The 19,663-nt window shown below is 42.3% G+C and carries 19 protein-coding genes; 5 read left to right on the forward strand and 14 right to left on the reverse strand.

What is annotated here, in order from left to right:
• Positions 1–6: 6 nt before the first annotated feature.
• The 8 genes from rpmB to recR all read right to left on the reverse strand — a co-directional run bounded on the left by rpmB (position 7) and on the right by recR (position 6,288).
• Positions 7–243: a 50S ribosomal protein L28 gene (gene rpmB / locus L0P88_RS02065; RefSeq protein ID WP_158779353.1), complete on the reverse strand. Its 237-nt coding sequence runs from the start codon at positions 241–243 to the stop codon at positions 7–9.
• 72 nt (positions 244–315) lie between these two features.
• Complete coding sequence (locus L0P88_RS02070; protein WP_247132984.1) at positions 316–1,563, reverse strand: competence/damage-inducible protein A; 1,248 nt, start codon at positions 1,561–1,563, stop codon at positions 316–318.
• A 70-nt stretch (positions 1,564–1,633) separates the two neighbouring features.
• A complete protein-coding gene (locus L0P88_RS02075; RefSeq protein WP_247132985.1) occupies positions 1,634–1,972 on the reverse strand; it encodes an Hpt domain-containing protein in 339 nt (112 codons plus the stop codon).
• Positions 1,972–2,583, reverse strand: coding sequence for a fumarylacetoacetate hydrolase family protein (locus L0P88_RS02080; RefSeq protein WP_247132986.1), 612 nt, complete (start codon positions 2,581–2,583; stop codon positions 1,972–1,974). The genes L0P88_RS02075 and L0P88_RS02080 overlap by 1 nt, the downstream gene beginning before the upstream one ends.
• 6 nt (positions 2,584–2,589) lie before the next feature.
• Complete coding sequence (locus L0P88_RS02085; protein WP_247134825.1) at positions 2,590–3,366, reverse strand: 3'-5' exonuclease; 777 nt, start codon at positions 3,364–3,366, stop codon at positions 2,590–2,592.
• On the reverse strand, positions 3,366–4,148 hold the full coding sequence (locus tag L0P88_RS02090; protein ID WP_247132987.1) for an alpha/beta hydrolase-fold protein: 783 nt from the start codon (positions 4,146–4,148) through the stop codon (positions 3,366–3,368). Before L0P88_RS02090 ends, L0P88_RS02085 begins: the two co-directional genes overlap by 1 nt.
• Positions 4,149–4,209: 61 nt before the next feature.
• Positions 4,210–5,577: a dihydrolipoamide acetyltransferase family protein gene (locus tag L0P88_RS02095; RefSeq protein WP_247132988.1), complete on the reverse strand. Its 1,368-nt coding sequence runs from the start codon at positions 5,575–5,577 to the stop codon at positions 4,210–4,212.
• 90 nt (positions 5,578–5,667) lie between these two features.
• Positions 5,668–6,288, reverse strand: coding sequence for a recombination mediator RecR (gene recR / locus L0P88_RS02100; protein ID WP_247132989.1), 621 nt, complete (start codon positions 6,286–6,288; stop codon positions 5,668–5,670).
• 158 nt (positions 6,289–6,446) lie between these two features.
• On the opposite strand from recR, the gene L0P88_RS02105 reads away from it, so the two are divergent.
• Complete coding sequence (locus tag L0P88_RS02105; RefSeq protein WP_247132990.1) at positions 6,447–7,913, forward strand: sodium:solute symporter; 1,467 nt, start codon at positions 6,447–6,449, stop codon at positions 7,911–7,913.
• Between the two features lie 221 nt (positions 7,914–8,134).
• Here the strand turns inward: L0P88_RS02105 and L0P88_RS02110 are convergent, their stop codons facing one another.
• Both L0P88_RS02110 and L0P88_RS02115 read right to left on the reverse strand, forming a co-directional pair.
• Positions 8,135–8,500, reverse strand: a complete 366-nt coding sequence (locus L0P88_RS02110) for a CoA-binding protein (protein ID WP_247132991.1) — start codon at positions 8,498–8,500, stop codon at positions 8,135–8,137.
• A gap of 348 nt (positions 8,501–8,848) precedes the next feature.
• Positions 8,849–9,856, reverse strand: a complete 1,008-nt coding sequence (locus tag L0P88_RS02115; protein WP_247132992.1) for a 3-oxoacyl-ACP synthase III family protein — start codon at positions 9,854–9,856, stop codon at positions 8,849–8,851.
• Between the two features lie 240 nt (positions 9,857–10,096).
• On the opposite strand from L0P88_RS02115, the gene L0P88_RS02120 reads away from it, so the two are divergent.
• Complete coding sequence (locus tag L0P88_RS02120; protein WP_247132993.1) at positions 10,097–12,544, forward strand: alpha/beta hydrolase family protein; 2,448 nt, start codon at positions 10,097–10,099, stop codon at positions 12,542–12,544.
• Between the two features lie 3 nt (positions 12,545–12,547).
• On the opposite strand, the gene L0P88_RS02125 is transcribed toward L0P88_RS02120, so the two are convergent.
• Both L0P88_RS02125 and L0P88_RS02130 read right to left on the reverse strand, forming a co-directional pair.
• Complete coding sequence (locus L0P88_RS02125; RefSeq protein ID WP_247132994.1) at positions 12,548–13,858, reverse strand: ABC1 kinase family protein; 1,311 nt, start codon at positions 13,856–13,858, stop codon at positions 12,548–12,550.
• Between the two features lie 9 nt (positions 13,859–13,867).
• Positions 13,868–14,527 (reverse strand): TetR family transcriptional regulator C-terminal domain-containing protein, encoded by a 660-nt coding sequence (locus L0P88_RS02130; RefSeq protein WP_247132995.1) that lies wholly within the window; start codon positions 14,525–14,527, stop codon positions 13,868–13,870.
• A 336-nt stretch (positions 14,528–14,863) separates the two neighbouring features.
• Here L0P88_RS02130 and htpG point away from each other — a divergent pair, with 336 nt between their 5' ends.
• The 3 genes from htpG (at position 14,864) to L0P88_RS02145 (ending at position 18,575) form a co-directional block, all read left to right on the forward strand.
• Positions 14,864–16,753, forward strand: a complete 1,890-nt coding sequence (htpG, locus tag L0P88_RS02135) for a molecular chaperone HtpG (protein WP_247132996.1) — start codon at positions 14,864–14,866, stop codon at positions 16,751–16,753.
• A 125-nt stretch (positions 16,754–16,878) separates the two neighbouring features.
• The gene (locus L0P88_RS02140) at positions 16,879–18,216 is read left to right on the forward strand and encodes a hypothetical protein (protein WP_247132997.1); all 1,338 of its coding nucleotides are present in this window, start codon (positions 16,879–16,881) and stop codon (positions 18,214–18,216) included.
• Positions 18,216–18,575, forward strand: coding sequence for a MauE/DoxX family redox-associated membrane protein (locus L0P88_RS02145; RefSeq protein WP_247132998.1), 360 nt, complete (start codon positions 18,216–18,218; stop codon positions 18,573–18,575). Before L0P88_RS02140 ends, L0P88_RS02145 begins: the two co-directional genes overlap by 1 nt.
• On the opposite strand, the gene L0P88_RS02150 is transcribed toward L0P88_RS02145, so the two are convergent.
• Entirely contained in the window at positions 18,572–18,976 is a 405-nt protein-coding gene (locus L0P88_RS02150; RefSeq protein WP_247132999.1) for a hypothetical protein, read from the reverse strand. The two genes, L0P88_RS02145 and L0P88_RS02150, sit on opposite strands and share 4 nt — an antisense overlap.
• On the reverse strand, positions 18,969–19,541 hold the full coding sequence (locus L0P88_RS02155) for an RNA polymerase sigma factor (RefSeq protein WP_247133000.1): 573 nt from the start codon (positions 19,539–19,541) through the stop codon (positions 18,969–18,971). The genes L0P88_RS02150 and L0P88_RS02155 overlap by 8 nt, the downstream gene beginning before the upstream one ends.
• Positions 19,542–19,663 lie beyond the last annotated feature (122 nt).

Raw genomic sequence — 19,663 nt, forward strand, 5'->3', positions numbered from 1 at the left:
AACTTTTTACTTTACGTAACCCTTGGCACGTGATTCCTTAAGAACTGCGGAGATTCCTTTTTTATTGATGATTTTGATGCCTTTGGAAGAAACGTTCATGGTCACCCACTTGTCCTCTTCGGGAACGTAGAACTTTTTCTTAAAAATATTGACATCAAACCTACGCTTGGTCTTATTTATAGAGAAGGAAACATTGTTTCCAAACATCACTTTTTTTCCTGTAACTTCACAAACTTTGGACATCTCCGTAACTTTTGCGTGATTTTATTGAGCGTGCAAATTTAGAGATTTACCTTGGACCCACAAAACCCAAGATCAAAATTTTAATATTTCTTTTTGCAATAGCTCAAAAGCCTTATTCACACCCTTTTGCACAATGCGTTCCCGATGATTCCCCAAGACGAACTTTTGGGCAAAAGTGTGGGTGGGAGTGCTGATGGCAATAAAAGCCGTACCCACTTCCTCATCGGAATCCCCTTTACTGGGACCTGCGTTGCCCGTGGTTGCAATGGCAAAGTCCGTTCCTATGATCTCTTTTATGTTTTTTGCCATGGCAATGGCCACTGCCTCACTTACTACCGAATGCTTTTCAATAATGTCCGGATCAACACCCAACACCTGGATTTTTGTTTCCGTGGCATAACTGACCACTGTTCCCTTAAAATATTTGGAGGCCCCGGGAATGGCCGTTATTTGTTGGGCAATCCTACCTCCAGTGAAACTTTCTGCCGTGGCCAGGGTCATCCCTTTTTGGGTGAGTAATTTTCCAATACCCGCCTCAATGCTTTCATCCTCTTCCTCACCATAGATAATGGCACCTATTAAAGGATACAGTTTTTTGGCTTCCGTATTCACCAATTTTTGAAGGTACTTCCTATTGGTGCCCTTTGCGCTTAAACGCAATCGAACCCTCCCCAGACTGGGCAAATAGGCAAATTTGATTTCTTTGGGCAGGTTGTTTTCCCAGTTGGAAATCTTTTCGGCAATGGCACTTTCACCCAAACCATAGGTCATAATGGTCTTATGTAGAATATGGGGGCGTTTGAACTTCTCCACAATTTTGGGGATGACGGAATTGGTCATCAGTGCTTTCATTTCAAAGGGAACACCGGGCAAGGAAATGAATACCGTTCCATTTTTTTCCATCCACATTCCTGGGGCCGTACCAAATTGGTTATGCAATACTTCCGCTTTTGAAGGTACCATGGCTTGTTGTCGATTTAAATCGGAAATTGGGGTGTTGATGTAATTCTCGAAAAGAAACTCAACATATTTCAGTACCTCCTTATTCCTAACCAAGCTATCCCCAAAATATTCGCACAACGTATGCTTGGTAACATCATCCTTGGTAGGTCCCAACCCACCTGTGATAATAATTATTTGAGAGCGGGAATTGACTTCTGTCAACGTTTCCAAAATATGCTCCCTGTCATCCTGCACTGAAGTAATCTGGTATACGGAAACCCCAATCTTATTGAGCTCCTTGGCAATAAAAGCGGAGTTGGAATCCACTATCTGACCTATAAGGATTTCATCACCAATGGTAATGATTTCTGCTTGCATGAACAATGGAATTAATGGGCAGCCCCGTTAGGCGGCAAAAGTAACGAAAAGCTTTTGGCTATTACCGGGTTTAGAGGTCAAAGTCCTTTCGAAGTTCTGCAACGACCTGTTCCACATCCCGCTTCAGAAGTGGAAATTTTGCTTTGATTTCATCCAGACTACCGGAATTCTTTCCCAGCTTCTCCAATTCGTAAGCGTTGGCTCTGGTCTGCTCCATGCCCAATAAGTCCACATTGGGCTTTATTTTATGGGCCATTTTGCCAATCTGTTCAAAATTCTCCGAGGCTATGGCACTTTCCAAAGCGGCCATATCTTCCGGCACCTCTTCCAAAAAAACTGAAATGACTGAAATAACGAAATCTTCATCGCCTTCGGCCATTTCATTGATCTTATCCAATGTATAAATCATTACCTGACATTAACTGAAAATAGCTCTTCATTTTCAATCCACCCTTGAAGGTAGTCATTTCGAGACACTCTACCAACACCTGACGGAGTACCCGTGAACAGAATATCCCCTTTTTTGAGCATGAAATAGGTAGAAACATGGGCGATTAATTCATCTATCTTCCACAACATCAAGCTAGTACTACCACTTTGTACTTTTTCCCCATTTTTTAACAATGAAAACCTCAGATTATCCAAATTTTCGTACTTTTCCTTAGGATTCCACTTACCTATCACTGCTGCTCCATCAAATCCCTTGGCTTTTTCCCAGGGCAGTCCCTTAGCCTTAAGTTGGGATTGCAAGTCCCTTGCCGTAAAATCGATTCCCAATCCAATTTCATCGTAATAGTTGTGGGCAAACTGTTGGGCAATGTGTTTTCCCACCTTTTTAATTTTCACCAAAATCTCGACCTCATAATGGATGTCCTGCGAAAAATCCGGAATGTAGAAGTCCTGCTCTTTGGGTAGAATAGCAGAATCCGGTTTAATGAACACTACGGGTTCCGTTGGACGTTCATTTTGGAGTTCATCAATATGGGCCGCATAATTACGGCCGATACAAATCAATTTCATTGTTTTCTAGCTTAATTTATTATTGAGCTTGCTCAACTTAATTTGGGTCAGCACTTTTTTGGTGTACAACGGAAAATCGGCATTGATGATCCAGCCAAAATAACCCGGTTCATTTTCCAACACATCGTTTACCTTTTTGCCCTTATGTTTACCAAAAGTAAAAATGGGTTCCCCATCCTTGCCCTTGGCAATAAAACCGGCAAAGTCCAGGGATTGCTTTCTTGTAGTGAATTCTGAAAGCTTTTTTACATTGTTCTCCAACTCCGGATAGCGCTCCAATTGGGCCAAAAGCACTTCATAGGTGGCTTTTGTATCCGCCTCGGCACTATGGGCATCCTCCAGGTTTTTACCGCAATAGAATTGATAGGCGGCACCCAGGGTACGCTTTTCCATTTTATGGAATATGGTCTGGATATCCACGGATACCATATGTTTCATATCAAAATCCACCTCGGCCCTTAGCATTTCTTCGGCCAATAAGGGAATATCAAACCGGTCCGAATTAAATCCGGCCAAATCACTGTCCCTTATCATGGCGTAGATTTCCTTGGACAGTTGCTTAAAGGTAGGTTCATTGGCCACTTTTTCGTTGGAAATACCATGTACCTCGACAACTTCGTCGGGTATTTCCATTTCCGGGTTCACCAACCATGTTTTGCTTTCCTTGTTTCCATTGGGAAAAACCTTTAAAATGGAGACCTCAACAATCCGGTCCTTGGCCACATTGGTGCCTGTGGTTTCCAAATCAAAAAAACATATGGGTTTTGTTAAGTTCAATTGCATCATCTCAATCTTGGTTTAGAAAATAGCCAGGGCAACAAATCCGGTTCTTTTAGGGCATAGTCCCAACTGTTGTGTTTTACCGCCAGATATAGGGAATATTTCACCTTTGCCCGTTTTGCCTTTAAGGCCTCCACCATTTGGGTGGAATATTCCGGTGGCACCACATCGTCCGCACCACCATGAAAAACCCACCAGTCTGTCCGCGTGAGCCTTCTTGCAATCTTCGGGTTGGCCCCTCCACAAATTGGAAAAGCCGCGGAAAACAGCCCCGGATTCCTGTTGACCAACTCAAAGGTTCCAAATCCTCCCATGGAGAGCCCCCCTACATACAGTTGTTTTCCATGGATGGCATAGGTTTCCCTCAACTCCTTTATCAAGCCTTCCAGTAATAACATGTCTTGGGTGGGTGGGGCTTTCTCATAGAAACTGAACGTTCTGTTTCCCCATTCACCACTCACGTCAATTTTGACCCATGTACTCTTTTTGGCACATTGGGGGAAAACTACGATAGCCGGATACTGCTCCCTTATGGAATCCCTAAGAAATAACCCACCGCCATGGGTGAGCTGTTTTTCATTGTCATTCCCCCGTTCTCCGGAGCCATGCAAAAATAAGATCAGGGGATATTTTTTTGAAGCATCAAAGTTTTTGGGAAGTAAAATGCGGTAGGGCAAAACACCACTTCCCTGGGTAAACAATTTCTTTTCGTAAGCTGAAAAATCCTGTGCACAAAGTGAAGTGCCCATTAAAAGTAAAAATAGGATATATCCAATACGAAGCATCTTATCGGGTTTTGTTTACCGAAAATAGGGATACTGAAATGAAAAATCGTTATTTGGAAGGTTAGATTTGCCGGTTTAGGTCCCAGGCCTCCAAATAATCGGCAACGGTCTTCACAAACATCCCTCCCAATGCCCCATTGACCACGCGGTGATCATAACTATGGGAGAGGAACATTTTATGACGGATACCGATAAAGTCACCTTCCGGGGTCTCAATTACCGAGGGTATTTTTCGGATGGCACCCAATGCCAAAATCCCAACCTGGGGTTGATTGATGATCGGGGTTCCGAATACACTCCCAAAGGTTCCCACATTGGTTACCGTGTATGTTCCATCCTTGATTTCATCCGGTTTCAATGCATTGTTACGGGCCCTGTTTGCCAAATCATTGACTGTTTTGGCCATACCCACCAAATTCAATTGGTCCGCATTTTTAATTACTGGGACTATGAGGTTACCGTCGGGTAAAGCAGCTGCCATGCCCAGATTGATGTTTTTCTTTTTAATGACCTTATCCCCATCCAATGAAATATTTATCATAGGGAATTTCTTTATGGCAACCGCAACCGCTTCCATAAAAATTGGGGTAAAGGTCAGCTTCTCGCCTTCGCGCTGTTCAAAATCCTTTTTGATCTTATTACGCCAATGAACTACATTGGTCACATCCACTTCAACAAAACTCTGCACATGGGCAGAAGTGGACACACTATCCACCATATGCTGGGCAATCAGCTTACCCATACGGGTCAACGGAATGATTTCATCCCCATCTTTTACTTCCACTGTACTGGCCTTAGGTTGTGGTTTTTCCACTTTCGGCACTTCCGCAAGGATTTCCTTGGCTTTTGGAGATGGGGCGGGCATGCTTTCCACTTTTGGCGCAACAACGGTCTTTTCCCCCCTGTTCTCGATAAAGGCCAGGATATCATTTTTGGTCACCCTTCCTTCTTTTCCGGTTCCGGGAATGGTATCGAGCTCGGCCATGGAAATACCTTCCTGTTTCGCAATATTCTTGACCAAAGGGGAATAGAAGCGCTCGGCATTGCCCATATCCTGTGCAGGACCGGTGACCGTTTCCCTTACGGCCTTGATTTCATTTTCCAACTGTGCAGCAGGTTCCGAAACTTCGGGCATCACTTCCGTAACCGGTTCAGCTTCCTGTATTGTAGTGGCCCCATTGGCTCCACCTTCCATTTCAATAACGGCAACCACCTCACCCACTTTGATTACATCATCAACGTCAAATCGTTTTTCCAGGAGCTTCCCTTCCACTTCGCTTGGCACTTCAGAATCCACTTTGTCCGTAGCAATTTCAAAGACAGCTTCATCCAATTCAATGGTGTCACCCACTTCCTTTAACCATGTGGTCAACGTAGCTTCGGCAACACTCTCTCCCATCTGCGGCAATTTTAATTCGAATTTTGACATATTCTTAATTCAGGTGGCTTTTGTAACAAATATTTTGCAAAAATAACAAAAAAAAGCTCGAATTATTGTTTTAATCGTACTTAAAAATCATTATGATGCTTTAATGGAATTCTCAAAAGGCACACGATTTAGGATACTTCTTCCCAAGGTTACCTCATCTGCATATTCCAATTCGTCCCCTACGGAAATTCCCCTTGCAATGGTGGAAGTGGCCACATCCAGTCCCTCCAACTGCTTATAAATGTAAAAATTAGTGGTATCCCCTTCCATAGTACTGCTCAAGGCAAATATGAGTTCCTTGACCTCTCCCGTTTTTACCCTATTCACCAAAGGCACAATATTCAAATCCTGCGGGCCAACACCTTCTATGGGAGAGATTTTACCTCCCAAAACATGATATAGCCCTTGAAATTGCGCCGTATTCTCTATGGCCATAACATCCCGGATATCCTCCACCACACAAATGACACTTTTATCCCGCTTGGGATTGGAACAGATTTCACAAATCTCGGTATCCGAAATATTGTAACAACTACGGCAAAAGTTGACCTCTTCCCTTAACTTGGACAATGACGCTGCCAGGTGTTGGGTCCGCTCATTTGGTTGTTTGAGCAGATGCAATACCAAACGCAATGCGGTACGCTTACCAATACCCGGTAATTGGGACATCTCATACACCGCATTTTCCAATAGTTTAGAAGAGAATTCCATGGGGGCAAAATTAAGGATTTATACCACAAGAAAGGGTATGCCCTTAGGTGCAATATAAGGTTTGCGCTGGAATGGAAAGGTAATCGCCCAAACAGTTCTTGAACATAAGCCGACCTATACCAACTGCTTTTCATTAATTTGCAGACCAAACCAAACATATGTCCGCCTTTCAGATACTATTACTTGTTGGAGCCTATTTTCTTGTCCTATTGCTCATATCCTACTTTACCGGACGGAACGACTCCAATACTGATTTCTTCAAAGCGGGACGGCAATCCCCTTGGTATTTAGTGGCCTTTGGAATGGTTGGGGCATCGCTCTCCGGAGTTACCTTCATTTCCGTCCCTGGCTGGGTGGAAACATCCCAATTCAGTTATATGCAGGTGGTATTGGGTTACTTGGTGGGATATTTTGTGGTTGCTTTTGTATTGTTGCCCATCTACTATAGGCTAAACCTGACATCCATTTACGAATACTTAAAGGGACGGTTTGGACCAACCAGTCATAAGACAGGGGCTTTTTTCTTTTTTATTTCCAGGGTCCTTGGTGCAGCTTTTCGGTTGTTCCTGGTCGCAATAGTACTCCAACAGTTTGTTTTTGATGATTTTGGAATACCGTTTGAAATTACCGTGGTCATCTCCATTCTGCTGATTTGGATCTACACCAACAAAGGTGGTATTAAAACCATAGTGTGGACCGATACCTTACAGACCGCTTTTATGATTTTGGCAGTGATTTTGTCAATTATTTTTATCAACAGGGAATTGGACTGGAGTTTTGGGGAATTCCTGGCCTCCAACGAACTCAAAACCTACAGCAGGTTTTTGTTTATCGATGATTTTCTTGCCCGAAACCATTTTATCAAGTCTTTTATCGGGGGAATGTTCGTCACCATTTGCATGACGGGCCTTGATCAGGATATGATGCAAAAAAACCTGACCTGCACGAACCTTAAGGAAGCTCAAAAAAATATGATCTCCTTTAGCTTTGTGCTTGTTGGGGTCACCTTTCTGTTTATGCTTTTGGGAGCGCTCCTGTTCATCTATGCCAACAAAAATGATATTGCCATCCCTTTAATGGACGGCTCCCCGAAAACCGATCTGCTCTTTCCTGAAATTGCCCTGAACAGTGGCTTGGGACTCACCTTATCCATAACCTTCATGCTGGGGTTGATAGCAGCTGCCTACAGTAGTGCGGACAGTGCCCTGACTTCATTGACCACCTCCTTTTGTGTTGATTTCATAAAAATGGATGGCAAAACCGAAGCAGAGCAAAAAAGCATCCGCAAACGAACCCATATTTGGATGAGTTTGGCCCTGGTCATTGTCATCGTTGCCTTTAAATACATTTTAAGCAGTAATGTCATAGATAGCCTATTGACCGTTGCGGGGTATACGTACGGTCCGTTATTGGGGCTGTTCGCCTTTGGTATTTTCACCAAACATCAAATTAGGGACAAGTATGTTTGGGTGGTAGCGTTGCTATCCGTTGTTGTCATCTCCATTCTGGGAAGCCTGGAACCTGAATATCTTGGGGGATATGAATTGGGATATGAATTATTGCCCCTAAATGGGATGTTGACTTTTTTGGGATTATGGTTGATACGAAAAGAAAAGCAGCAATAGCCCATTGACCCAAGTTGGGAGCATACGGGATTTGTATCCTAAATCCATACCATGCCAAAATTTTAACTTAAAAGTGACCCTTTAAAATGACAATCATACCAAATTGGTTCCAATAGGCCTTGAACATGCGACGGAAGTCCATAAAAATTTTTCTGCTGATAGCATCGAATTCCTACCTATGGAGAAGCCACCGGAAAAAATAGGGCATACCATGGGGTTCATTACCCTTTGTATTGACCCGTAGCCAATAGCACAAGCGTGCAGGCCACTTCCACTTTAATAGTATTCCTTTTGAGCAGTTGGTAGAACTCAGGATTCTCCGTCCCCGGATTAAAAATCACCTTACGGGGCTGTAGGCCTAGGATATCCTGATAATATCCCCTTTGCCGTTCAGGGTTCAAATACAACGTTACAATGTCAATTTTTGGTAATTCATCCAAATTGGTTTTAATTTGCACGTCGCCTACAAAACCAGACTTTAGCCCAAAGGCGAATGTGTTTTCTCCATTCTCCCGGAGACGCTGAATGGCGAGGAAACTGTATCTGTTTGGTTTTAAGGAGGCTCCAAAAACTAGGGTATTTTGCATCTGTTAAATTGTGTGTTAAACTATCCTAAAAGTCGTAACGATTTAGAAAAAATGACGTCTCTTTACAAAGGTCGCGAAAGTTTAATCATTGGTAAGACTGTATTTTTTTATAGTTAATGGTTAGTGTTTAGTATAGCTTATCAATGCAATAACCCTGGCAGCTTTGCCAGGGTTTCTTTTTATTGTCCACTGGTAATGTAACATGCCATCCTTTTTGTCGTCTAGTACTATAAAGCGGGTTACCTAGTCCAACAAAAAAAGACCACTTGGGTGAATATTGGTTGGTTAATTCTTACCAAGTGGTCCATGGCCCTGGCCTTTATTTCCATAAAGTGTCAGGGTTTTTCTTTACCAACGGATGATGACACTGCCCCAGGTAAAACCACTCCCAAAAGCGGCCAACACAACTACATCCCCTTCTTTTACCTTTCCTTTTTCCCATGCTTCGGTCAAGGCAATGGGTATGGAAGCTGCCGTGGTATTTCCGTAACTCACAATGTTATTGTATACCTGGTCATCTGCCAGGCCAAATTTTTTCTGTACAAACTGGGAAATCCTAAGGTTGGCTTGATGCGGGATCAACAGGGCGATATCTTCCGGAGAAAGCTTGTTTTTTTGTAGCCCTTCCATAATCACCTCGCTAAACCTAACAACAGCATTTTTAAAGACAAATTGCCCATTCATATACGGAAAATAAGATTCATCATTAGGGTCTTCATCCCTCAAAATATCGGTTACCCACCTTTTGCCCATGCCAGGGGCAATTACCGTAAGTTCCTCTGCATGCCTCCCTTCAGAATGTAAATGGGACGAAAGGATTCCCTTGGAAGCATCCTCTTCCCTGCTAATGACCGCGGCCCCTGCACCATCTCCAAAAATAACGGAAACGGCACGACCCCGTGTAGTCATGTCCAATCCTCGGGAGTGCACCTCAGATCCTATCACCAATATATTTTTGTACATCCCGCTCTTTACATATTGGTCGGCAACAGATACCCCATAAACAAATCCGGAACATTGATTCCTTACATCCAGGGCTCCTACCGTGTCCATTTCCAAATCCCTTTGCACCAATACACCCGGGCCAGGAAAATAATAGTCTGGGCTTAATGTCGCAAAAATGATAAAATCGATATCGCTTTTGTCAAGTCCTGCGCGCTCAATTGCAATTTTAGCGGCCTTGACACCCATGGAAGTCGTCGTCTCCGAAGGGTCATTTACATGCCTTCTTTCCTTGATTCCCGTTCGTTCCTGTATCCATTCGTCAGTTGTGTCCATTACCTTGGAAAGATCATCATTGGTCACCACATGGTCAGGAACATAATACCCCAGTCCGGTTATTTTAGAGTTATACATAATTGCGTGAATTTTGTGCCAACTGGTCCCATTTAACCTTGTTGCATTGCGGGGTAAATTAACCAATAATCTTTGCAGATTGGTAAAAATTTGCAAAAACAATTCCCGCACCTCCAAAATTAGGCGCTCAACCCTCCTTGGCAATACCATGGATACTTCTCTCAAAACAAACAGAAAATGAATGATTTATTGTATTTTTAAAGCAGTACAAATCACCTATAACACGCTAAAAATACTGACATGAAAAAAATTGGGCTATTTCTTCTTTTATTGATAAGCACAATAGGCCTTGCGCAAGAAAAACTTACCTACCAAAAACCCTCCAAGGAAATACTGGAACTTGTTGATGCCCCCCTTGCTCCCCGGGTTTTACTAACGGATGATGGTAAATATATGGTTTTGCTGTATCGAAATTACTATAAGAGTATTGCGGAACTATCCGAGACCGAACTTAGGTTGGCGGGACTTCGAATAAATCCCAAAACCAATATTGGCAGTCGCACCAATTATTATAACAACATCAAGATCAAGGAAGTTGGCAGCGCAGAGGCTATTCAAGTTACGAATATGCCCAATAATCCCAGATTGGCAAATTTTAACTGGTCACCGGACCAGTCCATGATCGCAGTAACCAATACCACTCCTACCGGTGTTGAGCTATGGGTCCTTGATTTGAAAAAAGCACAAGTCACCAAATTGACCGATGCCAATGTAAATGCCAATATGAGGGATGTGATCAATTGGTTCAAGGATGGGAAATCCATTTTGGTAAAAATGTTACCGAGCGACCGTAAGGACCTGATCAATGTTGCGGAGGCCGTTCCCAATGGACCGACCATTTCCTCAAATGATGGAAAAAAGGCACAAAACAGAACGTACCAAGACCTATTGAAAAACCCAAATGATGAGTTCAATTTTGAACAATTGGCCAGATCGGAACTGTATAAAGTAGCCATTGATGGTTCCAAAGCGCAATGGAAAGAAGCTGCCATGTACAGTAGTATAAGTTTTTCACCGGATGGAAACTACGTGATGGTAACCAATTTGGAGAAACCTTTTTCCTATTTGGTGCCCTATTATCGCTTTCCCTCATCCACAAAAATCCATAAAGCGGACGGAAGTCCGGTATCCACGGTTTTGGAAGTCCCCCTTATTGAAGACCTCCCAAAGGGTTTTATGGCAGTGCGTATGGGAATGCGGGAATTGTCCTGGAGGGACGATCAACCAAGTACACTGATCTACGCCCAGGCACTTGATGAAGGAGACCCTGAAAAAGAAGTCGAATACAGGGATGAAGTCTTTCAATTGGAAGCCCCTTTTAATGGCAAAGGAAAAAGTTTGATCAAACTGAAGAACAGGTACTATGAAATCACCTGGGGAAACAAAAACATGGCCGTTGCCTATGACTACTGGTGGAACAACAGGAACCTAAAAGGATACCTCTTCAATCCATCGGATGCTTCCAAAGCGCCTCAAATTTTTGAAGATAGAAACTATCAAGATGTGTACAGTAATCCTGGAAGTTTTGTGACCAAAAGGACAACATTTGGTACGGAAGTATTGGCAATGGATGGAAATAACACCTTTTTGTTGGGAGAGGGATTCACCAAAGAGGGCCAATTCCCCTTTGTGGACAAAATGAATATGTCCACGATGAAAAAAACACGGTTGTATACGTCAAAAATAGAGGGTAAAAAGGAAAACCTTGTGGATTATAATGCGGAAAAGGACCAGCTTTTGGTACGAATTGAATCACCAAATGAATATCCAAATTATTACTACAAGAGTTTGATCAAAAGAAAAGGCGCAGAGCAATTGACCAATTTTAAAAACCCGTTCAAAAGCCTGCAAGATGTTCACAAAGAGGTAATTACCTACAAACGTGAGGATGGTTTGGAACTGAACGGAACCTTATACCTTCCCGTAGGCTACAACATGGATTCCAAGGAAAAAATGCCCATGATCCTTTGGGCGTATCCAAGGGAATACAAAGACAAAAACAGCGCCTCGCAAAACACCCAGAATCCCAACGAATTCACCTATCCGTTTTGGGGCTCCCCACTGTATTGGGTCACCAAGGGATATGTTGTTTTGGATGATGCCGCTTTCCCAATTATAGGCGAAGGTGACGAGCAGCCCAATGATACTTTTAGAAATCAATTGGTGGACAATGCCAGGGCCGCAATAGACGCCGTTGATAAATTGGGTTATATTGACAGGACGCGGGTTGCCGTTGGAGGGCATAGCTATGGTGCGTTTATGGTGGCCAATTTACTGTCCCACTCCAATCTGTTTGCGGCAGGAATTGCCCGGAGTGGCGCCTACAACAGAACACTTACCCCCTTTGGATTTCAAAGTGAGGAACGCAATTACTGGGAAGCTCCCGAAGTGTATTATACCATGTCACCTTTTATGCATGCCGATAAGATGAAGACACCTTTACTGCTGATACATGGAGAGGCCGATAATAATTCAGGTACGTATCCCATGCAGAGCGAGCGGTATTTTAATGCCTTAAAAGGCCTGGGTGCCACGGTTCGATTGGTAATGCTTCCTAAGGAAAGCCACGGATACCGAGCCAAAGAAAGCATTTTACATTTGCTTTGGGAACAGGACCAATGGTTGGAAAAGTATGTAAAGCAAAGAAACACCCAACAGGAACTGCCAAAACCTATGGGCAAGGATTGACCATCAATCCAGATATTTCCGGAAATTATTGACCTGCACCTTGGCACGCAGATCGTGTAACAGGTTGTACAGGCCAAAAAAGGTGCGATTCATATACAAGAAATGCTTGGAGCCCCTATTTCCATTCATTTTTCGAATTTGTTCATCTTTGGAATAACGCTCACTGAGATTGGCTATTCTCGCCCAAAAGTCCGGTGAACCAAAGTCAAATTCGCTCTGATTGAACGGTGAAGTAAAAATGGTCAACATTTCCTTGAACAGGGCCGTAAAGAAATCCAATTCCCTTTGGGAATCGGTTGGGGTCAATATCTCCAATTCATACAATTTTTGCATGAAAATCGCATCATTGCTGATGTTTTCCTCCTTGGCCAACTCAAAATAAGGTATATAAAACTCATCCGGAATTTCCTTGATACACCCAAAATCTATGGCGATCAATATATTGTCCCTGCTTACCAAAAAATTACCGGGATGGGGGTCTGCATGTACCTTTCGAAGCCCATGGATCTGATACATATAAAAATCCCATAAGGCCTGGCCCAATTTATCACCAACCTCGGGAACAAAATCAGTTTTGGCAAACTCGCTCAAATGTTTTCCTTTCATCCAGTCCATGGTTATGATTCGCTCACTGGATAATTCCGGATAGTATTTTGGGAATTGGACATTGGGGATAATACCACAGGCCTCTGTTATTTCCCTGCTCTGGTTCAATTCCAAAATGTAATTGGTCTCCTCAATCAATTTGTTTTCAACTTCCTTAAAATACTTATCCGAATCCTTTCCCTGTAGGTTGAACATCCGGATAGCAATGGGTTTTACAATGGCCAAATCACTTCCAATACTTTCCGCGACACCGGGATATTGAATTTTTACGGCAAGTTCCTTACCATCTTTCATGGCCTTATGAACCTGACCAATACTGGCCGCATTGATGGAGTCCCTTTCAAAAGAGTCAAAGATATCTTCCGGGTATTTACCCAAATACTTTTTAAACGTTTTCCTGACCAAGGGAGCGGAAAGGGGCGGGACCGAAAATTGGGACAAGGAAAACTTTTCCACGTAGGCACTGGGCAAAAGATTTTTTTCCATGCTCAACATTTGGGCAACTTTAAGCGCGCTTCCCTTAAGACTTTTTAAACCGTCATAAATATCCGTTGCATTGTTCTCATCAAGTTCTTCCCTTCCCAATTCTGGGTTTACCAAGCGTTTTCCGTAGTATTTTACGTAGTTCCCACCGATTTTTACACCAGTCTTCACTAGTTTTCCCGCACGTTCAATTTTCCCTGTCGGAATCTTATCAAGCGTCTTCATCCACGTAGGTTAGGCAAAGTTTTCTTTGTAAAGGAACTTCCCGAAGTCCAACAAACTCTCCAATGGGGTGTTCTCAAACACATCAAATATGGAGGTCACGGACTTTTCTATGGCCAAATCTGTTTTTTCAAAACCGGCAGAAGAATCGTCCATCCAAAACTTCAAAAGGAACAAAAACTGTATCCATGCCCCCTCTGAAAAGACTTTGGGATTTCTCTTGGTAATTCTTAAATTCTTACCAGCATTGGCTTCGTCTATCAATTCGGTTGCAAAATTCTTGATGTGGCTTCTCAAGCCCCTTAATTCCTTTAACTTGTCCATTGTATTGCGTTGGCCCTCCAAAGAAAACAGCACATAACTCCTATTAAGGGTCAGAAGTTCAAAAAAGGTAAAGAAGAAAGTCAACATTTTGTCCTTATTGGAGAAGGCCCCATATTCCTCATTGTTTTCCAGCAATTTTATCGTGTTGGAAAAGAATTTGTTCCAAATATGGGTTTGTAAGGAATCAAAAGAGCCAAAATGGGCATAGAACTCCTCTTCCTTAACTTTTTTTTCCTTGCAAAACTTATAAACGGATTGTGGAATAACCTCATGTTCCAGCACATAATCCATATAATAGCCAATGAGCTTGTCATCAGTGACCTTCGTTGTGTTTCCTTTTGCAGTCATATTTTTTGTTTTATAGAAATCTTTAATTTTTGAACAAAAAAGAACTATGTTCTCTAGTGTTTTCGGGCAAAAGAAAACGCGCCTTCAAGTGAAAGCGCGTTTTCAAACAACCTAACCAATAAATAAACAAACTTTTAGTAGTGATAACTTTATCATAGCAATCATTTACCACAACAAGACAAAAGTAATAAATGTTTAACCTATATCCATAATTATTAAACATAAAATATGTTAAACTTTTTCCCCGCCTAAAATGGGATTGGGAAAAGTATGTCAGTTTGTCATTTTTAAAGCTCTGGTATTTTTTTTGCCAAAACTGAAAATAAAACACAAAGAATGGCAACAGGCAAAATCAATGTTTCCGTAGAGAATATCTTTCCCCTAATCAAAAAGTTTTTATACAGCGACCATGAAATCTTTCTAAGGGAATTGATTTCCAACGCTACTGATGCAACATTAAAGCTGAAACACTTAACTTCCATAGGAGAGGCAAAAGTGGAATATGGCAATCCAATGATCGAGGTTAAAGTGGATAAGGAGAACAAAAGAATCCACATCCTTGATCAAGGCATTGGGATGACAGGGGAAGAAGTCAAAAAATATATCAATGAGGTGGCTTTTTCGGGTGCCGAGGAATTCTTGGATAAGTATAAGGATGCAGGTAAGGATGCGGGCATCATAGGCCATTTTGGTCTAGGCTTTTATTCCGCCTTTATGGTTGCGGACAAAGTTGAAATCCTTACCAAAAGTTATAAGGATGAACCAGCAGTACAATGGACCTGTGATGGCTCTCCCGAATTTGACCTTACAGAAACGGAGAAAGACAGCCACGGTACTGAAATAATACTTCATATTGCTGAAGATTCCACAGCGTTTTTAGAAGACGCCAAAATCCGCGAGCTTCTTGGGAAGTACAACAAATTTATGCCCATACCCATTAAGTTTGGGACCAGGACCGAAACCTTACCAAAACCAGAAGGTGCAAAGGAGGATGACCCTGCCCCTACCCAGGAAGTGGATGACATCATCAACAATCCAAATCCCGCATGGACCAAAAAACCAACGGATTTAAAGGATGAAGACTATGGCGCTTTTTATAGGGAGTTATACCCCATGCAGTTCGAGGAACCATTGTTCAACATTCATCTAAATGTGGATTATCCCTTTAACCTTACGGGAATCCTTTACTTTCCCAAGTTGACCAATGATCTGAACATCCAGAAGGATAGGATTCAACTCTACCAAAACCAGGTTTTTGTAACGGACAACGTGGAAGGCATTGTTCCGGAATTCTTGACCATGCTTCGAGGGGTGATCGATTCCCCGGATATTCCTTTGAACGTATCCCGTTCCTATTTACAGGCAGATGGTGCCGTTAAAAAAATATCCAGCTATATCACCAAAAAAGTGGCAGATAAGTTGAACTCCCTATTTAAGAACAATCGTGAGGATTTTGAACAAAAATGGAACGATATCAAAGTGGTCATTGAATACGGAATGCTGTCCGAGGAAAAGTTCTTTGAAAAGGCGGAAAAATTTGCGCTCTACCCCACTGTGGATGGTACGTATTTCACCTATGAGGAGTTGGAAAAGAAAATAAAGGACACCCAAACTGACAAGGATGACAAAATGGTCATTCTATATGCTTCGGACAAAGAGGCCCAACACAGCTACATAGGAGCAGCAAAGGAGAAAGGGTATGAAGTGTTGTTGTTGGACTCCCCCATTGTTCCGCATCTCATTCAAAAACTGGAGACTTCCAAGGAAAAAATAACCTTCGCCCGTGTAGATGCGGACCATATTGATAACCTCATCAAAAAAGAGGATACCGCCATTTCCAAAATGTCCGATGAGGAAAAAGACCGTCTTAAGGAAGATTTGGAAAAGGTGATTGGTGAGCAAAGTGGTTTTACGGTGCAGTTGGAAGCCATGGATAGTGGTGCCCAGCCATTCATCATTACGGAACCGGAATTTATGCGACGGATGAAGGACATGCAGCAGACCGGTGGTGGTGGCATGTTTGGTATGGGAAATATGCCGGATATGTTCAATTTGGTGGTCAATACCAACCATGAACTGGTAAATGAAATCCTAAACACCAAAACGGCCAAAAAACGGGAACGATTGATCAATCAATCCCTGGACTTGGCACGCTTGTCAAAAGGGCTGTTAAAAGGTGAGGAACTCACCAAATTCATCAACCGTAGTTACGAGATGATAAAGTAGGCCATCATTCCCTTTAGCGGGAATCCTATACATAGCAAAACCATTGGCAATTGGGCTTCTCCCAACGAGCTAGTGGTTTTTTTATGGATTGTTGGTATCTTTCTTTCCCAGAAATCAACCAATCCATGAGTACAGACTACAAAAGCCCCGGTTTTAAAAAGCTATTGGATTCCCTTCAACAGCAAAGTTGGGAATTGGAACTCATTATTTCCGGTTTTGCCATTTTTGGACTTTTTACGGCCTATGAACCCCTGCGCATAGGTGCTGAAAATGCCCAAAATGACCAGCAGATCTATAAGTTCGTCATCTATGTGGTGGCCTTTATTGCCTGTAGCATATTACTGTTCAATTTGTTGTTGCATGTTGTACTACGAGGGCTCTGGATAGGGGCTTTGGGATTAAGGTACGTATCCGGGGACATAGAGTTCGATAAGCTAAAATATAGCGACCGGTTCAAAAACTATCTCAAGAAAAAAATCATTTCCTTTGATCGCTACATTGCCAATCTCGAAAACTATTGCAGTGTATTATTTGCGATTTCGTTTTTGCTGATTTTTCATGTATTGGCCCTTACATTGATTATTTTAAGTATCGCCCTTGTGGCCAATTTCATCATCGATAATGACAAACTGCCCGAATGGGTATCAAATTGGTTGGGAATTCCCCTGGTACTGTTCATCACGTTTGGAATGCTGCTTACCTTCATCGATTTTATAACCCAGGGGATTTTAAAGCGGAACAAGTGGATCAGCAAGATATATTTTCCCTTTTATTGGGCGTTTAGCTTCCTGACCTTGTCCTTTTTATATCGGCCATTGGTGTACAATTTTTTGGACAACAAATTTGGAAAGCGTATTATTTTCCTGCTGACCCCCATTTACATTTTAATTTTGATCCTGAGTGGATTGGAATACCGAAATTCCAACTATTTGGAGAAGGACGGAAGTTCTTCGACCATTTATGCCAATAAGGAGAATTATATGGATATGATGACGGGGGATGAAGACTATCCGGGCGAAGCGGTAATACCCTCCAAAGTCATCACCACCAAATTTTTGCCCATTTTTATGCCTTATTCGGAAAATGTGGAGGACCGGATTTTTGAGTATGAAGCGTCCTTGAAGCTTGAAGAGGACCGAAGGGGCTTGACGTCCACAAACTTTCAGTTCAGTACAAATTGGAGCGATAGAATTACTACCCGAAGACAAAAGGACAGTATTCGGAAACATTATTTGCAGGTATTCAATGAAACCCATTTTTTTAAGGTGGACAGCATAGCACTGGATGGCGATTTTATTATCACCACGGACGTAAAAAACCGTTTGGGCTTTGAAACTTATCTGGATTTAAACGGAATTGGGGATGGTCAACACCAATTGAGGGTCATACGAAAAAAGAGGGAAAAGGACACGGTCGTTGAAGTGATTCAAGAATCCATTCCATTTTGGTATTTTAAAGAGTAATGATATATCCCTGGCACCTATATCTTATGGCGGGCATGTATGTTTTGGCTGGTTGCATGCACTTTGTGTTTCCACAGGCGTACCTACGAATTATGCCCCCATACTTGCCGGTCCATAAGAGCTTGGTGCTTTGGAGCGGGATAGCGGAAATAGCCCTGGGAATTGCCCTTTGTTTTCCAACAACAAAAAATTGGGCCATATGGGGGATTATTGCAATGCTGACCCTTTTCCTGACCGTGCATTTTTACATGCTTCAAGGTGAAAAGGAAGCTGCAGGGGTCCCTAAATGGATCTTGGTCCTTAGGATTCCACTACAATTCGGCCTAATGTATTGGGCCTATTGGTACTTACAATTTTAGGTAAGGGAATTTGTCCTGTACAAAAATCTGTTGAGCAGTCGTGCTTGTAAACATATCAATACCCCGACCACAAGTATGGAATAGCCCAGTGACTTGGAAAAACTAAATTGTGACATCCGTTCGGAGAGCCAGTTGGTGGAGAAATCCATGGATTCAAAATAGTTTGTCTGTAGGGTTACCGATTCCGTGGAGCTAAAAACATAAAGCACAAATAAAACGACCAAAACCGCTATGATGACAAACACCCATCCCGGTAAAAGGGGGGCATAGGTCAACCGAACCTTTTTTTGCGCTTCAATTTTTTCCAAAACGTTTGTGGTAAAATCCGCAGATGGGGCATCCAATTGGTCCACATCAAAAATTTTGTCCATTAATTTTTCCAAATCTTTTTGCTCATCCATAATTTCCAATTATTTCCGGTTCCAGATATTGTTTTAAAATCTTGGCCAATCGGCCCCTGGCCCTGAAAAGGCCTACTTTGACCGAGTTTTCGTTCATTTTCAAAATTTCACCCAATTCACTTAGATTCTTTTCCTCAAGATAAAAAAGGGTCAATAGGGCGGCGTCTTTAGGAGCAAGTTTTTTTATACAATTTCGAACCAGCTCCAATCGTTCAGACTTCACTATGCCGTCCAGGGCATTATCCACATCCTTGATTTCAAATCCTTCAATTTCGTCAATGGCAATGTTTTTTTGGTCCCGTCCTTTTCGTTTCAATCTATCCAAACAGGTATTGTACGCTATCCTATATATCCATGTTGATAGCTTGGAATCCCCTTTGAACTTTTTTAGGGACTTAAAAACCTTAATGAAGGTATCCTGTGCCACCTCTTCCGCTTCTTCCCTATTCTTCAACATACGCAGGGCAACAGTGAACACCACATTTTTATAGCTGTCCACCAAAACAGAAAACTCCTTGGAATCCCCTGCAAGAATTGCCGATATATTTGGTTGGTTTTCCTTCATTATATATCTCTAAGACGACAATTATTGGCCTTAGGTTACCTAAAACTAAAAAAACTTTGTTGGGTGTAACCTCCATCCAAAATGTGTCGTCATATTGGGCAAACGAGTTTATTTATCAATCT

Origin of the sequence: Muricauda sp. SCSIO 64092, assembly GCF_023016285.1 — a bacterium.
Classification (GTDB): Bacteria; Bacteroidota; Bacteroidia; order Flavobacteriales; family Flavobacteriaceae; genus Croceivirga.

Excerpts from the sequence above, each read along its gene's own strand:
- L0P88_RS02095 (WP_247132988.1), bottom strand. The coding sequence starts at position 5,577 with ATGTCAAAATTCGAATTAAAATTGCCGCAGATGGGAGAGAGTGTTGCC.
- L0P88_RS02080 (WP_247132986.1), bottom strand. The coding sequence starts at position 2,583 with ATGAAATTGATTTGTATCGGCCGTAATTATGCGGCCCATATTGATGAA.
- L0P88_RS02090 (WP_247132987.1), bottom strand. The coding sequence starts at position 4,148 with ATGCTTCGTATTGGATATATCCTATTTTTACTTTTAATGGGCACTTCA.
- L0P88_RS02120 (WP_247132993.1), top strand. The coding sequence starts at position 10,097 with ATGAAAAAAATTGGGCTATTTCTTCTTTTATTGATAAGCACAATAGGC.
- rpmB (WP_158779353.1), bottom strand. The coding sequence starts at position 243 with ATGTCCAAAGTTTGTGAAGTTACAGGAAAAAAAGTGATGTTTGGAAAC.
- L0P88_RS02155 (WP_247133000.1), bottom strand. The coding sequence starts at position 19,541 with ATGAAGGAAAACCAACCAAATATATCGGCAATTCTTGCAGGGGATTCC.
- L0P88_RS02140 (WP_247132997.1), top strand. The coding sequence starts at position 16,879 with ATGAGTACAGACTACAAAAGCCCCGGTTTTAAAAAGCTATTGGATTCC.
- L0P88_RS02070 (WP_247132984.1), bottom strand. The coding sequence starts at position 1,563 with ATGCAAGCAGAAATCATTACCATTGGTGATGAAATCCTTATAGGTCAG.
- L0P88_RS02145 (WP_247132998.1), top strand. The coding sequence starts at position 18,216 with ATGATATATCCCTGGCACCTATATCTTATGGCGGGCATGTATGTTTTG.
- L0P88_RS02115 (WP_247132992.1), bottom strand. The coding sequence starts at position 9,856 with ATGTATAACTCTAAAATAACCGGACTGGGGTATTATGTTCCTGACCAT.
- L0P88_RS02125 (WP_247132994.1), bottom strand. The coding sequence starts at position 13,858 with ATGAAGACGCTTGATAAGATTCCGACAGGGAAAATTGAACGTGCGGGA.
- L0P88_RS02075 (WP_247132985.1), bottom strand. The coding sequence starts at position 1,972 with ATGATTTATACATTGGATAAGATCAATGAAATGGCCGAAGGCGATGAA.
- L0P88_RS02105 (WP_247132990.1), top strand. The coding sequence starts at position 6,447 with ATGTCCGCCTTTCAGATACTATTACTTGTTGGAGCCTATTTTCTTGTC.
- L0P88_RS02085 (WP_247134825.1), bottom strand. The coding sequence starts at position 3,366 with ATGCAATTGAACTTAACAAAACCCATATGTTTTTTTGATTTGGAAACC.
- recR (WP_247132989.1), bottom strand. The coding sequence starts at position 6,288 with ATGGAATTCTCTTCTAAACTATTGGAAAATGCGGTGTATGAGATGTCC.
- htpG (WP_247132996.1), top strand. The coding sequence starts at position 14,864 with ATGGCAACAGGCAAAATCAATGTTTCCGTAGAGAATATCTTTCCCCTA.
- L0P88_RS02150 (WP_247132999.1), bottom strand. The coding sequence starts at position 18,976 with ATGGATGAGCAAAAAGATTTGGAAAAATTAATGGACAAAATTTTTGAT.
- L0P88_RS02110 (WP_247132991.1), bottom strand. The coding sequence starts at position 8,500 with ATGCAAAATACCCTAGTTTTTGGAGCCTCCTTAAAACCAAACAGATAC.
- L0P88_RS02130 (WP_247132995.1), bottom strand. The coding sequence starts at position 14,527 with ATGACTGCAAAAGGAAACACAACGAAGGTCACTGATGACAAGCTCATT.